The sequence below is a fragment of the Streptomyces longispororuber genome (genome assembly GCF_024448165.1).
Taxonomy (GTDB): domain Bacteria; phylum Actinomycetota; class Actinomycetes; order Streptomycetales; family Streptomycetaceae; genus Streptomyces; species Streptomyces longispororuber_A.
On sequence record NZ_JAMOLN010000097.1, the window covers coordinates 22,508 to 36,713 of the forward strand.

The 14,206-nt window shown below is 71.6% G+C and carries 12 protein-coding genes; 5 read left to right on the forward strand and 7 right to left on the reverse strand.

Annotated elements, in window-relative coordinates; all coding sequences use genetic code 11:
• Positions 1-126 precede the first annotated feature (126 nt).
• On the reverse strand, positions 127-2,154 hold the full coding sequence (locus tag M4J07_RS25600; RefSeq protein ID WP_255975363.1) for a serine/threonine-protein kinase: 2,028 nt from the start codon (positions 2,152-2,154) through the stop codon (positions 127-129).
• A 137-nt stretch (positions 2,155-2,291) separates the two neighbouring features.
• Between M4J07_RS25600 and M4J07_RS25605 the strand changes: the two genes are divergently transcribed.
• The gene (locus M4J07_RS25605; protein ID WP_255975364.1) at positions 2,292-3,293 is read left to right on the forward strand and encodes a serine hydrolase domain-containing protein; all 1,002 of its coding nucleotides are present in this window, start codon (positions 2,292-2,294) and stop codon (positions 3,291-3,293) included.
• A 22-nt stretch (positions 3,294-3,315) separates the two neighbouring features.
• Here the strand turns inward: M4J07_RS25605 and M4J07_RS25610 are convergent, their stop codons facing one another.
• A complete protein-coding gene (locus M4J07_RS25610) occupies positions 3,316-5,022 on the reverse strand; it encodes a glycerol-3-phosphate dehydrogenase/oxidase (RefSeq protein ID WP_255975365.1) in 1,707 nt (568 codons plus the stop codon).
• A 373-nt stretch (positions 5,023-5,395) separates the two neighbouring features.
• On the opposite strand from M4J07_RS25610, the gene M4J07_RS25615 reads away from it, so the two are divergent.
• Both M4J07_RS25615 and M4J07_RS25620 read left to right on the forward strand, forming a co-directional pair.
• On the forward strand, positions 5,396-6,649 hold the full coding sequence (locus tag M4J07_RS25615) for a nucleotide sugar dehydrogenase (RefSeq protein ID WP_255975366.1): 1,254 nt from the start codon (positions 5,396-5,398) through the stop codon (positions 6,647-6,649).
• Positions 6,650-6,710: 61 nt separating this feature from the next.
• A complete protein-coding gene (locus M4J07_RS25620) occupies positions 6,711-7,286 on the forward strand; it encodes a hypothetical protein (RefSeq protein ID WP_255975367.1) in 576 nt (191 codons plus the stop codon).
• Positions 7,287-7,393: 107 nt separating this feature from the next.
• Here M4J07_RS25620 and M4J07_RS25625 read toward each other — a convergent pair whose 3' ends face one another.
• The 4 genes from M4J07_RS25625 to M4J07_RS25640 form a co-directional block, all read right to left on the reverse strand.
• Positions 7,394-8,518, reverse strand: a complete 1,125-nt coding sequence (locus M4J07_RS25625) for a GuaB3 family IMP dehydrogenase-related protein (protein WP_255975368.1) — start codon at positions 8,516-8,518, stop codon at positions 7,394-7,396.
• A gap of 118 nt (positions 8,519-8,636) precedes the next feature.
• Positions 8,637-10,142 (reverse strand): IMP dehydrogenase, encoded by a 1,506-nt coding sequence (guaB, locus tag M4J07_RS25630; RefSeq protein ID WP_255975369.1) that lies wholly within the window; start codon positions 10,140-10,142, stop codon positions 8,637-8,639.
• Positions 10,143-10,270: 128 nt separating this feature from the next.
• Entirely contained in the window at positions 10,271-10,858 is a 588-nt protein-coding gene (locus M4J07_RS25635) for a sigma-70 family RNA polymerase sigma factor (protein WP_305128166.1), read from the reverse strand.
• Positions 10,859-11,158: 300 nt separating this feature from the next.
• Positions 11,159-11,770 carry a response regulator transcription factor gene (locus M4J07_RS25640; protein ID WP_003948568.1) on the reverse strand — a complete coding sequence of 204 codons (612 nt, stop codon included), beginning with the start codon at positions 11,768-11,770 and terminating at the stop codon, positions 11,159-11,161.
• A 391-nt stretch (positions 11,771-12,161) separates the two neighbouring features.
• Between M4J07_RS25640 and M4J07_RS25645 the strand changes: the two genes are divergently transcribed.
• Positions 12,162-12,515 (forward strand): WhiB family transcriptional regulator, encoded by a 354-nt coding sequence (locus M4J07_RS25645; protein WP_255975370.1) that lies wholly within the window; start codon positions 12,162-12,164, stop codon positions 12,513-12,515.
• A gap of 70 nt (positions 12,516-12,585) precedes the next feature.
• Here M4J07_RS25645 and M4J07_RS25650 read toward each other — a convergent pair whose 3' ends face one another.
• Positions 12,586-13,482: a LysR family transcriptional regulator gene (locus tag M4J07_RS25650; protein WP_255975371.1), complete on the reverse strand. Its 897-nt coding sequence runs from the start codon at positions 13,480-13,482 to the stop codon at positions 12,586-12,588.
• 80 nt (positions 13,483-13,562) lie between these two features.
• Here M4J07_RS25650 and M4J07_RS25655 point away from each other — a divergent pair.
• On the forward strand, positions 13,563-14,206 hold a 644-nt coding region (locus M4J07_RS25655), incomplete at its 3' end, for an MOSC domain-containing protein (RefSeq protein ID WP_255975372.1).

Consider the following 14,206-nt stretch of genomic DNA (forward strand, 5'->3'; position numbering starts at 1 on the left):
CCGTGCGCTCGGTGGTCAATTCCGTTCGCGATGCGGCCCGTTACGCTTCCTGATACGGCTGCGTACGGTCCGCAAGCACTCACGATACGTGCCGAACGGCTCTCGGGTTGAGGACTTCGGAGGACTTCAGGACTTGGGCTTGAACGTCTCCGTGAAGGTCTTCCAGGTCGACTTGCGCTGCGCCCCGTCCCACGCGGCGTCCTTCGCGGTGTACATCAGCCCGTATCCCAGCGAGCCGTTCACCACGAACCCGCGGTCTATCGAGTGGTACTTGGTGCCCCCGTCGACGTAGGTGAACTCCCAGTCGGCCGTGTTCCAGCCGCGGTAGTCCACCGACGCTATCCGCACGCGGTCGTACTGGGCGCGGCGCATGTACTGCTCCTGGCTGTGCCAGTCGGCGACCGGGTCGGACTTGGGCGTGCCGGTCCAGCCGACCAGCAGCTTCTGTCCGTTCGGGCCGGTGAAGCGGGCGCCGGCCGCGCTCGTGGAGGCGTACTTCCAGCCCTTGGGCAGCCCGATCCGGAAGCCCTGGGAGTGCTTGTACGTCTTCTCGGCCGCGCTCGCGCCGGGCGTCTTGCCGTCACTGCTGGGCGAGGCGCCCTGGCCGGGGGCGGCCGAGCCGCCCTCGTCCTCGTCGGGCTCGTTCTCGTCCGGCTCGTTCTCGTCCTCGCCGGAGCCCTTGCCCGAACCGGAGCCCTTCTCCTGGCCCTTGCCCTGCTCCTTGTTCTTGCCCTGGCCGTCGCCGCCCGCGGTGGTACCGGCGGACGCGGCCTTGTCGCCGCCCTTGCCGCCGGTGTCGTCGCCGCCGTTCAGCGTGAGGGCGAGGACGGTGCCGATGACGACGAGCAGGGCCACGACGGCGGCGATCACCAGGGTGCGGCGCGGCACGACGTCCGTGATCGACGCCTTGCCCGCCGTCCTGCCCGACGACGGCGTGCGCGGCGGCGGCCCGCCGGGCTGCGCCGGGATGCGCCCGGCCGCCGGGCTCCCGGCGGCGGTGTCCTTCTCGCGGGAGGCGGTCGCGGCGGCGGCCGCCTTGCGCACGGACTTGAGCGCGCCGCGCAGCTTCTCCGCGGCCTCCTCGCCCTTGGCGGCGACCCCGGCGACTCCGGCGGCCGCGGCGGAACCGGCCTTCGGCGTGCGCTTCTTGAGCAGGGACGTGGTCGGCGGGGCGGGCGGCAGCGGCACGACCTTGGTGGCCTCGACCGGCTCCGGCTCGGGGGCCGCCTTCGGCTCCGGGGCGTGGATGACCTCGTTGAGCAGTGCGCGGGCACCCGCGTCGTCGAGCCGCTGCGCGGGGTCCTTGGCGAGCAGCCCGTAGATCACCGGCTCCAGCGGCCCGGCGTTCTTGGGCGGGTCGACCGGCTCGGTCATCACGGCGGTCAGCGTGGCGATCGCCGACCCCTTGTCGTACGGGGGGACGCCCTCCACGGACGCGTACAGGAGCCCGCCGAGCGACCACAGGTCGGCGGCGGGTCCCGGCTTGTGGCCGCGGGCCCGCTCGGGCGAGATGTACGACGGCGCGCCGACGAGCATGCCGGTGGACGTGATGGACGGGTCGCCCTCGACCTGCGCGATGCCGAAGTCGGTGAGCACGACCCGGCCGTCCTCGGAGATCAGCACGTTCGACGGCTTCACGTCGCGGTGCAGGATGCCTTCGCGGTGCGCGGAGCGCAGCACGTCGAGGACGGCGAGCCCGACCTCGGCGGCGCGCTTGGCCTCAAGGAGACCGTCCTCACGGATGGCCTCGGCGAGGGACTTGCCCTCGACGAGCTCCATGACGATCCACGGGCGGTCGTCCTCGTCCACGACGTCGAAGACGGTGACGGCGCCGTTGTTGCGGATCCGGGCGATCGCCTTCGCCTCGCGCAACGTACGCGTGATGAGGCGGCGCTTCTCCTCGTCGTCGATGCTCGACGGGAAGCGCAGTTCCTTGACCGCGACGGTGCGCCCCAGCGTCTCGTCCTTGGCGCGCCACACGGTGCCCATACCGCCCCGGCCGAGCACGCCGCCGAGGCGGTAGCGCCCGGCGAGCAGCCGTCCCTCCGGGTCCTGACCGGCGGACTCCCGCTCGTCCCGGGCGTCCTCGACCGAAGAGTCCTGACGCACGCTGTTGTCCTGACGAGCCTCGCCCGCCCGCTCCGCCTCCGACATGCGTCCCCTCTGCAACCCGCCCTGACAGAGCCTTCATTGTCCCTCACGCGAGGACCGCCCGACGCCCCGGGTCGCCCCTCGGGACACCCTTCTCAGGAACGTCCCGCATGATGGACCGCGCCTCTGAAGGGACCGCCATGCCCGCACTCCGGACACTCCTGGCCATACCCGTGACTGCGGCTCTTCTGTGCCTGAATCCGGGCAGCGCACCGCACCCGGGAACCCTTGCGGAGGCCACTCTTCCGCTGCTGGTCACCCAGGGCAAGGCCCCGGCGGCCGCGCTGCTCACCACCGAGGGCGCGGACACCCGCTTCACCACCACGAATGCCGCCCTCACGCCCGCCGATCACGTGCGCGCGGGCAGCATCACGAAGACGTTCGTCGCGACGGTGGTCCTCCAACTCGCGGCCGAGCGGCGCCTGGACGTCTCCGCCCCGGTCACCCGCTACCTCCCCGCCCTCGCTCCCCTCCGCGACCTCACCCTGCGCTCCCTGCTCACCCACACCAGCGGCCTCTACGACTTCACGGCCACGAACCACGGCACGACGCCGCTCACCCCGGCGGCGGTGGCGGCCCTCGCCCTGGCCCACGCCCGCACCACACCCGGCGGCGCCTGGGCCTACTCCAACACCAACTACGTGCTCCTCGGCATGATCATCCGTCAGGTCACGGGCCACTCGTACGCCACCGAGGTCCGCCGCCGCATCATCGCCCCGCTGCACCTCACCGGCACCAGCTTCCCCGGCACGCGCACCGCCGTCCCGCGCCCGCACGGCCCCGACGCGATCCGCCTGGACCCGCGCGCGGCGGGCGCGGCCGGCGAGGTGATCTCCACGCTCCCCGACCTGAACCGCTTCTACCGGGCCCTCCTGAGGGGCCGCCTGCTCCCGCCGGCCGCCCTGTCCGCGATGCTCAACACCCGCACCGCGCAGGGCCACTACGGCATGGGCGTGTTCCCCGAGAAGCTCCCCTGCGGCATCACGGTCTGGGGCCACAACGGCCGCATCGCCCACACCTACGTCCGCACGGCAGCGACCCGGGACGGCTCCCGGGTGATGACGTACCGGGTGACGCGGCAGCTGCTGGCCAAGGGCCCGAGCGTGGAACATCGCCTGCTGACGGCCGAGTTCTGCGCCTGACGGGCGGAGCCGGCCGGCGGTGTCAGAGCGGCACGATGTCGGGTGCGCCCAGCCGCGCCGCGTCGGCCGTGAGGTCGTCCGGCTGCAGCTGGGACTCCCGCTCGGCCTCCACCCGCTTCTCGTAGTGCTCGACCTCGCGCTCGACCTGGTCCTTGTCCCAGCCCAGCACGGGCGCCATCAGCTCGGCCGCCTCCCGGGCGGACCGCGTGCCCCGGTCGAAGGTCTCGATGGAGATCCGGGTCCGCCGGGTCAGTACGTCGTCGAGGTGCCGGGCCCCTTCGTGCGAGGCGGCGTACACGACCTCGGCCCGCAGGTAGTCCTCCGCCCCGCCCAGCGGCGCCCCGAGCCCGGGGTCGCCCGCGACCAGCTCCAGGACCTCCTCGGCCAGCGCCCCGTACCGGTTCAGCAGGTGCTCGACCCGTACGACGTGCAGCCCGGTCCGCGCGGCGATCCGCGCCCGCGCGTTCCACAGCGCCCGGTACCCCTCGGCGCCGACCAGCGGCACGTCCTCGGTGACGCACTCGGCGACCCGCTGGTCGAGCCCGTGCACGGCCTCGTCGACGGCGTCCTTGGCCATGACCCGGTACGTCGTGTACTTGCCGCCGGCCACGACGACGAGCCCCGGCACCGGATGTGCCACGGTGTGCTCGCGGGAGAGCTTGCTGGTGGCGTCGGACTCGCCCGCGAGCAGCGGCCGCAGGCCCGCGTAGACGCCCTGCACGTCATCACGGGAAAGAGGGACGCCGAGCACGGAGTTCACGTGCTCCAGCAGGTAGTCGATGTCCGCGCTGGAGGCGGCGGGATGCGCCTTGTCCAGGTCCCAGCTGGTGTCGGTGGTGCCCACGATCCAGTGCCGGCCCCACGGGATCACGAACAGCACGCTCTTCTCGGTGCGCAGGATCAGCCCGGTCGTGGAGTTGATCCGGTCCTTCGGCACGACGAGGTGAATGCCCTTGGAGGCCCGTACGTGGAACTGCCCCCGCTCGCCCACCATGGCCTGGGTGTCGTCGGTCCACACGCCGGTCGCGTTCACGACCTGCTTGGCCCGGATCTCGTACTCGCCGCCGCCCTCGACGTCCTCCACCCGGGCCCCGACGACCCGCTCGCCCTCGCGCAGGAATCCGGTGACGCGGGCCCGGTTGGCGGCCTTGGCCCCGTACATGGCGGCGGTCCGCACCAGGGTCGCCACGTAGCGGGCGTCGTCCATCTGCGCGTCGTAGTACTGCAGGGCCCCGACCAGCGCGTCCTTCTTCAGGCAGGGCGCCACCCGCAGCGCGTGCTTGCGGGTCAGGTGCCGGTGCACGGGCAGTCCGCGCCCGTGGCCGCGCGCCATCGACATCGCGTCGTAGAGGGCGACACCGGACCCGGCGTACAGCCGCTCCCAGCCCTTGTGCTGCAGCGGATACAGGAAGGGGACGGGCTTCACGAGGTGCGGCGCGAGCCGTTCGAGCAGCAGCCCCCGCTCCTTCAGCGCCTCCCGTACGAGCGCGAAGTCCAGCATCTCCAGGTACCGCAGGCCCCCGTGGATCAGCTTGCTGGACCGGCTCGACGTGCCGGACGCCCAGTCCCGCGCCTCGACGATCCCGGTGGACAGGCCCCGGGTGACCGCGTCGAGGGCCGTGCCCGCGCCGACCACGCCCGCGCCCACGACCAGGATGTCCAGCTCGCGCTCGGCCATCGCGGCCAGCGCCTCCGCACGCTGCTCGGGTCCCAGTGTCGCTGACTTCACTGCTGCCTCCCGGTGTCGTGGGGTTCCAGGGCGCACGCCGCCGCGCAATGCGGCATGTTCCCGATTCTGACCCTCCTGCCCGATTCCAGCCACGCCGAAGCGTAGGGGTGTCCCCCAGGGCCTGTCCGACGGGTCACGCCGCGGGCGCGGGGCCTGGCACGCCAGCACCGACCGACCACGGCCACCCGAGCGCGACCCGACCCGCCGGACAGGCCCTGGCAACACTCCGAATCCCGCGACCCGACAATGCCGCATATCGGTCATATTTACTCCTAGTCTGACAGTGCGCTCGCCCGTCCTGTCCACCGGGCTTGCACCCTCGTCCCGCTCCGGCTAAAGGCCGGTCCGCCTCCCGGGAAGGACGGCAACCGCCATGCCCGCAGACCTCGCCGTCATCGGCCTCGGCCACCTCGGCCTGCCCCTCGCCCAGGCCGCCGTCGCCGCCAGGATCGCGACGGTCGGCCACGACACCGCCCGTGCCCAGGACCTCGCGGCGGGCCGGCTGCCCGGCGACGCGGACGGCGCGGCCATCACCGCCGCCGACGTCCGCCGCATGCTGGCCACCGGCTTCCGCCCCACCGCGAACCCGGCCGAACTCGCCCGCGTCCGCACCGCGGTCGTCTGCGCACCCACACCACCCGGGGCGGACGGCACCCCGTCCCTCACCCCGGTGATCGAGGCGACCCGCACCCTGGCCGCCCACCTGCGCCCGCACACCACCGTGATCATCGAGTCGCCGGTCCCGCCGGGCACCACGGAGACGGCGCTCCTCCCTCTCCTCGAAGAGGGCTCGGGCCTGCGCGCCGGCCGCGACTTCCACCTGGCCCACGCCCCGGGCCGGATCGACCCCGGCAACCGCACCCACCCCTACGCGGCGACCCCCAAGGTCATCGGCGGCCTCACCCCGGCCTGCACCGAGTCCGCGGCCACCTTCTACAGCCGCCTGACCGACAAGGTCGTCCGCGCCCGCGGCCCCCGCGAGGCGGAGACGGTCCACCTTCTGGAGACCAACTACCGCCACGTCAACATCGCCCTGGTCAACGAGATGGCCGTCCTCTGCCACGACCTGGGCGTCGACCTGTGGGACGTGATCCGCTGCGCCGAGACCAAGCCCTTCGGCTTCCAGGCGTTCCGCCCGGGCCCCGGGGTCGGCGGCCACGCCCTCCCCCAGGACCTGACGTCCCCGCACCTGCCCACGCGCCCGCTGCGCATGGTCGAACTGGCCCGCCAGGTCAACAACCACATGCCGCAGTACGTCGTCCAGCGCGCGGCCACCCTCCTCAACGAACACGGCAAGTCGGCCCGCGGCGCCCGCGTCCTGCTCCTCGGCGTCACCTACAAGCCGGACCTCGCCGACCAACAGGCCACCCCCGCCGAGGAGATCGCGACCCGCCTCATGCAGCTCGGCGCGGCCGTCAGCTACCACGACCCGCACATCCCGTCCTGGAACGTCCTGTCCCGCCCGGTCCCGCGCGCCGACTCCCTCTACGAGGCGGCGGCCGACGCGGACCTGACGATCCTGCTCCAGCACCACCGCACGTACGACCTCCAGGGCCTCGCGGTGAAGGCCCAACTCCTCCTGGACACCAGAGGAGCGACTCCGGCAGGAGCGGCTCACCGGCTCTGACTGCTACTCTGCGGCCCTTCTGCGCACATCCGTGCCAGCATTCACACCCCAGGGGGACCGCATGACCCAGCCGCCGCAGCCACAGGACGGAAATCCGTACGCCCAGAAGGGCCCGCAGCCCCAGCCGGGCTACGGCTACCCGCAGCAGCCGCCCCAGCAGCAGTACACCCCGTTCCCGCAGCAGCAGGGCGGCCCGATGGGCGGCGGCTTCCCGCCCCCGCCCCCGGCGGGCCGCAGCGGCAACGTCGCCCTCGGCATCGTCGCGGCGGTCGTCCTGGCCCTCGTCACGGCCTGGATCTACGGCGCCATCATGAAGGCCGTCGAGGCGGAGATCGGCTACGCGGCCGTCGGCGTCGGCCTCATCATCGGCTTCGCCGCGGGCAAGATAGGCGGCCGCAGCCAGGCGCTGCCGTTCGTCTGCGCGGTGCTCGCGCTGGGCGCGGTGTACCTGGGCCAGCTCACCGGCTACGCGATGGCGCTCGGCGAGTTCGGCAACATCTCGTTCATCGAGGCGCTCACCGACCACTTCGACCTCATCAGCAAGGCGTGGAAGGAGGAGGCGGACTTCCTGACCTACCTCTTCCTCCTGGTCGGCGCGGCCGCCGCCTTCGGCAGCTCGAAGAAGGCCTCCCTCTAAGAGGCTTCGGGGCAGTTCCCACCGGCCCGCAGACGAACAGGCGCACAAACGGCTTGGGCCCCGCCAAACGGCGGGGCCCAACCCATGTCCGGCTACGACACGACGCGTCAGCGACGGTGATGCGAGTCGGCCACAGTGACCTCCACCCGCTGGAACTCCTTGAGCTCGCTGTACCCGGTCGTCGCCATGGCCCGCTTCAGCGAACCGAAGAAGTTCATCGACCCGTCGGGCGTGTGCGAGGGCCCGGTCAGGACCTCCTCGGTCGTCCCGACCGTGCCCAGGTCGACCTTCTTGCCGCGCGGCACGTCCTCGTGGACGGCCTCCATGCCCCAGTGGTGACCGCGACCGGGCGCGTCCGTGGCCCGGGCCAGCGGGGACCCCATCATCACGGCGTCGGCACCGCAGGCGATGGCCTTCGGCAGGTCGCCGGACCAGCCCACGCCACCGTCGGCGATGACGTGCACGTACCGGCCGCCGGACTCGTCCATGTAGTCGCGGCGGGCCGCGGCGACGTCGGCGACGGCGGTCGCCATCGGCACCTGGATCCCGAGCACGTTCCGCGTCGTGTGGGCGGCGCCGCCACCGAACCCGACAAGAACACCCGCGGCACCGGTCCGCATGAGGTGCAGCGCGGCGGTGTACGTGGCGCAGCCGCCGACGATGACCGGCACGTCGAGCTCGTAGATGAACTGCTTCAGGTTGAGCGGCTCGGCGGCGCCCGACACGTGCTCGGCGGAGACGGTCGTCCCGCGGATCACGAAGATGTCGACGCCCGCGTCCACCACGGCCTTGGAGAACTCGGCGGTGCGCTGCGGCGAGAGCGCGGCGGCGGTGACGACACCGGAGTCGCGCACCTCCTTGATGCGCTGCTTGATCAGGTCGGCCTGGATCGGCGCGGAGTAGATCTCCTGCAGACGGCGGGTCGCGGCCTCGGGCGTCAGCTCGGCGATCTCGTCGAGCAGCGGCTGCGGGTCCTCGTACCGGGTCCACAGACCTTCGAGGTTGAGCACGCCGAGACCACCGAGCTCACCGATGCGGATCGCGGTCGCCGGCGAGACGACGGAGTCCATGGGGGCGGCCAGGAAGGGCAGCTCGAAGCGGTAGGCGTCGATCTGCCAGGCGATCGAGACCTCCTTCGGGTCGCGGGTGCGCCGGCTCGGTACGACGGCGATGTCGTCGAAGGCGTACGCGCGGCGGCCGCGCTTGCCGCGCCCGATCTCGATCTCAGTCACGTTGTGGGGCGCCTTTCCATTGGGTCCCTCTTGGGCCTGCGTGTCCAGTATCCCCGACACACACGGGAGGGGCGGCCCCGGTGACCCCGGGACCGCCCCCTGCCCATACGACCTGCGATTACTTACGGCTGTAGTTCGGCGCCTCGACCGTCATCTGGATGTCGTGCGGGTGGCTCTCCTTGAGGCCCGCGGACGTGATGCGCACGAAGCGGCCGTTCTGCTGGAGCTCCGGAACCGTCTGGCCGCCGACGTAGAACATCGACTGGCGCAGACCGCCGGTGAGCTGGTGCACGACCGAGGAGAGCGGACCGCGGTAGGGGACCTGGCCCTCGATGCCCTCGGGGATCAGCTGCTCGTCGGAGGCGACGCCCTCCTGGAAGTACCGGTCCTTGGAGAAGGACTTGCGGTCGCCACGCGTCTGCATGGCGCCGAGCGAGCCCATGCCCCGGTACGACTTGAACTGCTTGCCGTTGATGAACAGCAGCTCGCCCGGCGACTCCTCGCAGCCCGCGAGCAGCGAGCCGAGCATCACGGTGTCGGCACCGGCGACGAGCGCCTTGGCGATGTCGCCGGAGTACTGCAGACCACCGTCGCCGATGACCGGGACCCCGGCCTCCTTCGCGGCGAGGGAGGCCTCGTAGATGGCCGTGACCTGCGGGACACCGATACCGGCGACGACGCGGGTGGTGCAGATGGAGCCCGGTCCGACACCGACCTTGATGCCGTCGACACCGGCGTCGATGAGCGACTTGGCGCCGTCCCGCGTGGCGATGTTGCCGCCGATGACGTCGACACCGCTCGAGTTGGACTTGATCTTGGCGACCATGTCGCCGACGAGCCGGGAGTGGCCGTGCGCGGTGTCGACGACGATGAAGTCGACGCCCGCGGCGATCAGTGCCTGGGCCCGCTCGAAGGAGTCACCGGCCACGCCGACCGCGGCACCGACGAGCAGCCGGCCCCCGGCGTCCTTCGCGGCGTGCGGGTACTTCTCCGCCTTCACGAAGTCCTTGACGGTGATGAGCCCCTTGAGCACACCGGCGTCGTCGACCAGCGGAAGCTTCTCGATCTTGTGGCGGCGCAGCAGCTCCATGGCGTCGACGCCGGAGATGCCGACCTTGCCCGTGACCAGCGGCATCGGCGTCATGACCTCGCGCACCTGACGGGTGCGGTCGGACTCGAAGGCCATGTCGCGGTTGGTGACGATGCCGAGCAGCTTGCCCGCCGGGTCGGTCACCGGGACGCCGGAGATCCGGAACTTGGCGCAGATCGCGTCGGCCTCGGCGAGCGTCGCGTCGGGGTGCACCGTGATCGGGTCGGTGACCATGCCGGACTCGGAGCGCTTCACGAGGTCGACCTGGTTCGCCTGGTCGGCGATCGACAGGTTCCGGTGCAGGACGCCGACGCCACCCTGCCGCGCCATGGCGATGGCCATGCGGGACTCGGTGACCTTGTCCATCGCGGCGGAGAGCAGCGGGATGTTCACCCGCACGTTCTTCGACACGTACGAGGAGGTGTCGATCTGGTCCGGCGCCATGTCCGACGCGCCGGGCAGCAGCAGCACGTCGTCGTAGGTCAGCCCGAGTGTCGCGAATTTCTCGGGCACTCCGTCGACGTTTGCAGTCATGACACCTTCCCCAAATGGCCTTGATCGGTGCGGATGTCCATGCTAACGGCCCGACGACGTGTCTCATTCCACGATCAAGATCATCAGGCTGATTTGTACGTTCACACGTACGCGAACGGGACCGCGTGCTACTGCTCGGCGAGCGCCCGCAGACGGCTCAGCGCCCGGTGCTGGGCGACGCGCACGGCTCCGGGTGACATGCCCAACATCTGCCCGGTCTCCTCCGCCGTGAGCCCCACGGCGATCCGCAGCAGGAGCAGCTCCCGCTGGTTCTCCGGAAGGTTGGCGAGCAGCTTCTTGGCCCACTCGGCGTCACTGCTGAGCAGGGCGCGCTCCTCGGGACCGAGGGAGTCGTCGGGCCGCTCGGGCATCTCGTCGGACGGCACGGCCGTCGAACCGGGTCCGCGCATGGCGGCGCGCTGCAGGTCGGCGACCTTGTGCGCGGCGATGGCGAAGACGAACGCCTCGAAGGGCCGCCCGGTGTCCTTGTAGCGCGGCAGCGCGAGCAGCACCGCGACACAGACTTCCTGGGCGAGGTCCTCCACGAAGTGCCGCGCGTCGCCCGGGAGCCGGGACAGCCGCGTGCGGCAGTACCGGATCGCGAGGGGATGGACGCGGGCGAGCAGATCGTGCGTCGCCTGCTCGTCGCCGTCCACGGCGCGGCCGACGAGCGTACCGATGACCCCCTGTGGGGTCACTGTCTCGTCGTCGCGCATCGGTCCATGGTGCCTTGCCGCCGCGCGGTCCGTGGCACCGTGCCCTTGGTTGTGCACCGAAGCGTTATGAGCAGGTGCGCCGGAACTCATCTCCTGCGCCCTCCCCTCTCGCTGACCCTGCTCGCCCGACTCGTCGTCCCCGAGGAACTCCACACCTCAAGGATGCGGCATCCCGCGAGAAACGAAGAGCCGCGCCCCCGAAGGGGCGCGGGACAGTCTCGACACGCGGCTCCGCCGAGTGTGCGCGACCAGCCACCGCGGACCCGCGGACGACCGGGAACGCAGCACCTCGATGACGCTCTACCGAACCAGACCCCAGCGGAAGCCCAGAGCCACCGCGTGCGCCCGGTCGGACGCACCCAGCTTCTTGAACAGCCGCCGCGCGTGCGTCTTCACGGTGTCCTCGGAGAGGAACAGCTCACGCCCGATCTCGGCATTGGACCGGCCGTGGCTCATGCCCTCCAGCACCTGGATCTCCCGCGCGGTGAGCGTCGGCGCGGCGCCCATCTCGGCGGACCGCAGCCGACGCGGGGCGAGCCGCCACGTCGGGTCGGCCAGCGCCTGCGTCACCGTGGCACGCAGCTCGGCGCGCGAGGCGTCCTTGTGCAGATATCCGCGGGCCCCGGCGGCGACCGCGAGCGCGACCCCGTCCAGGTCCTCGGCCACGGTGAGCATGATGATGCGCGCACCGGGGTCGGCGGACAGCAGCCGCCGGACCGTCTCGACGCCGCCCAGACCGGGCATGCGTACGTCCATCAGAATCAGGTCCGAGCGGTCGGCGCCCCAGCGGCGGAGGACTTCCTCGCCGTTGGCCGCGGTCGTCACGCGCTCGACGCCGGGCACGGTCGCGACCGCGCGGCGGAGCGCCTCTCGGGCAAGCGGGGAGTCGTCGCAGACGAGGACGGATGTCATGACCGTCCTCCGCAGCTGATGCGCGTCACCTTGGGCCTCCAGGCTGGTACGAATCTTCACCTGTGCGGTCGACACTCTCAAGCAGTTTCGGACAGATGCCCGAGCGCTTGTTCTTTCAACCGCCTCTGCACCCTCAACGATGGTCACTCGAAAGAGTTACGGGTCGGACGGCCTACTTCGGCACTCTACGTGAGGGGCCGGACACAGCCGAGACGGCGCAACAGACCCTCAAGGTTTCATCACAAGCTATGCCCCATTTAGCGCCTTTTCTTCCCTTTTGCTGGTGTCTGTAGCTAGATTCTCAATGAGTCATATTTTCATCTCCTTAGACAGTAGATGTACGGTCATGGGCACCGTATCCGCGTCACAACGGCTACAAGGGGACACAGCAATGGCAGATTTCTCCCGCCTTCCCGGACCGAACGCAGATCTGTGGGACTGGCAGCTCCTCGCGGCCTGCCGCGGGGTCGACAGCTCGCTCTTCTTCCACCCGGAAGGTGAGCGGGGAGCGGCGCGCAGCGCCCGTGAGAACTCGGCGAAAGAGGTCTGCATGAGGTGCCCGGTACGGGCGGAGTGCGCTGCTCACGCCCTACAGGTGCGCGAGCCGTACGGCGTGTGGGGCGGCCTCACCGAGGACGAGCGCGAAGAGCTGATGGGGCGGGCCCGCAACCGGCTCGTCGCGGCATCGGCGACGAGCGGGGGCCCAGCCGCCGCCGGGTTCTCCAGCGGCGTTTCCCGCAACTGAAGGAACGTTTCTGCACCACGGGTGCGCCGCGGGTACGGCAAGGGCGCACTCCGGTGCGCCCACGCCCGGGTCAGCGGGTGGCGGCCTTCGCGAGGTGGTCGAGGGTCGCGGCCACCGCCGGGACCTGGGCCAGATCGGGCAGGGTGAGCGCGACGATCTCGCGCTGCACCGCCGGCTCGACCGTCACTGTCCGTGCACCCTTGGGCCGAACGGACTCGATGGCCAGTTCGGGCAGGACCGCCACCCCGAGTCCGGCGCCCACCAGGCCGACCACCGCCGGGTAGTCGTCCGTCGCGAAGTCGATGCGGGGCGCGAACCCGGCGCCCCGGCACACCTCGACCAGCTGGCGGCGGCACCGCGGGCAGCCCGCGATCCACGGGTCGTCCGCGAACGCGTCGATCGTCACCGAGCCGGCCGCCGCGAGCGGGTGCCCCTCGGGGACCAGGCCCACGAGCCGGTCGGCGAGGAGCGGCCTGACCACCAGGTCGTCCCACTCCTCCGCCGCGTGCGCGCCCTCGTACCGGAAGGCGAGCGCGACGTCGCAGTCGCCCTCGCGCAGCATCTCGACCGAGCGCGGCGGCTCGGCCTCGACCAGCGAGACCCGGGTGCCGGGGTGCTCGGCGCGCAGGGCGGCGAGGGCCGTCGGGACCAGCGTCGAGCTGCCGCTCGGGAAGGAGACGAGACGGACCCGGCCCGCGCGCAGGCCCGCGATCGCGGCGACCTCCTCCTCGGCGGCAGTGAGCCCGGCGAGGATGCCCGCCGCGTGCCGGACCAGAGCCTCGCCCGCCTGTGTCAGCCGCATCTCGCGGCCGGTGCGGATGAGCAGCGGGGTGCCGGCCGAGGACTCCAGGGCCTTCATCTGCTGGCTGACGGCGGGCTGGGTGCAGCCCAGCTCGCGGGCGGCCGCCGAGAAGGAGCCGGTGGCGGCCACGGCGCGCAGGACACGGAGATGACGGGCCTCGATCATGGATCAATCATAAGCGGACCTTGGGGTCGGGCGCGAATAATGCGTAGCGGCTTTGGTGCGGGTCCCGTAGCGTCGACGCCATGAAGCTTCTCTCTCTCAACCTGGGCCGCCCGAAGGCCGTCGAGTACACCGACCAGCCCGAGGGACTGACCGGCATCGACAAGCAGCCGGTCGACGGGCCCGTGCGGGTGGCGGCGCCCGGGCAGAAGGGGATCGGCGCGAGCGGCCTCGCCGGGGACGCCGTGTGCGACACCCGGCATCACGGCGGCGACGACCAGGCGGTGTACGCGTTCGCGCGCGAGGACCTGGACGACTGGGAGCGCGCGCTGGGCCGGCCGCTGCCCAGCGGCTCCTTCGGCGAGAACCTCACGACCGAGGGCGTGGACGTCTCCGGCGCGAAGATCGGCGAGCGCTGGCGGGTCGGGTCCGAGCTGGTCCTGGAGGTGACCTCGGGCCGGATCCCGTGCCGGACGTTCCAGGGGCACCTGGGCGAGAAGGGCTGGGTCAGGCGGTTCACACAGGACGGGCGGTCCGGCGCGTACCTGCGGGTCGTCGAGCCGGGCGAGATCCGGGCGGGGGACACCATCGAGATCCTGCACCGGCCCGCGCACGAGGTCACCGTCGCCCTCCAGTTCCGGGCCGTGACCACCGAGCGGCAGCTGCTGCCGCAGCTGCTCGCGGCGGGCGACGCACTGCACCCGGAGGCCACCCGGCAGGCCCGGCA

Bases quoted from the DNA above. Each gene is read 5' to 3' on its own strand.
- M4J07_RS25600 (WP_255975363.1), bottom strand. From the start codon at position 2,154: ATGTCGGAGGCGGAGCGGGCGGGCGAGGCTCGTCAGGACAACAGCGTG.
- M4J07_RS25605 (WP_255975364.1), top strand. From the start codon at position 2,292: ATGCCCGCACTCCGGACACTCCTGGCCATACCCGTGACTGCGGCTCTT.
- M4J07_RS25615 (WP_255975366.1), top strand. From the start codon at position 5,396: ATGCCCGCAGACCTCGCCGTCATCGGCCTCGGCCACCTCGGCCTGCCC.
- M4J07_RS25620 (WP_255975367.1), top strand. From the start codon at position 6,711: ATGACCCAGCCGCCGCAGCCACAGGACGGAAATCCGTACGCCCAGAAG.
- guaB (WP_255975369.1), bottom strand. From the start codon at position 10,142: ATGACTGCAAACGTCGACGGAGTGCCCGAGAAATTCGCGACACTCGGG.
- M4J07_RS25635 (WP_305128166.1), bottom strand. From the start codon at position 10,858: ATGCGCGACGACGAGACAGTGACCCCACAGGGGGTCATCGGTACGCTC.
- M4J07_RS25640 (WP_003948568.1), bottom strand. From the start codon at position 11,770: ATGACATCCGTCCTCGTCTGCGACGACTCCCCGCTTGCCCGAGAGGCG.
- M4J07_RS25645 (WP_255975370.1), top strand. From the start codon at position 12,162: ATGGCAGATTTCTCCCGCCTTCCCGGACCGAACGCAGATCTGTGGGAC.
- M4J07_RS25650 (WP_255975371.1), bottom strand. From the start codon at position 13,482: ATGATCGAGGCCCGTCATCTCCGTGTCCTGCGCGCCGTGGCCGCCACC.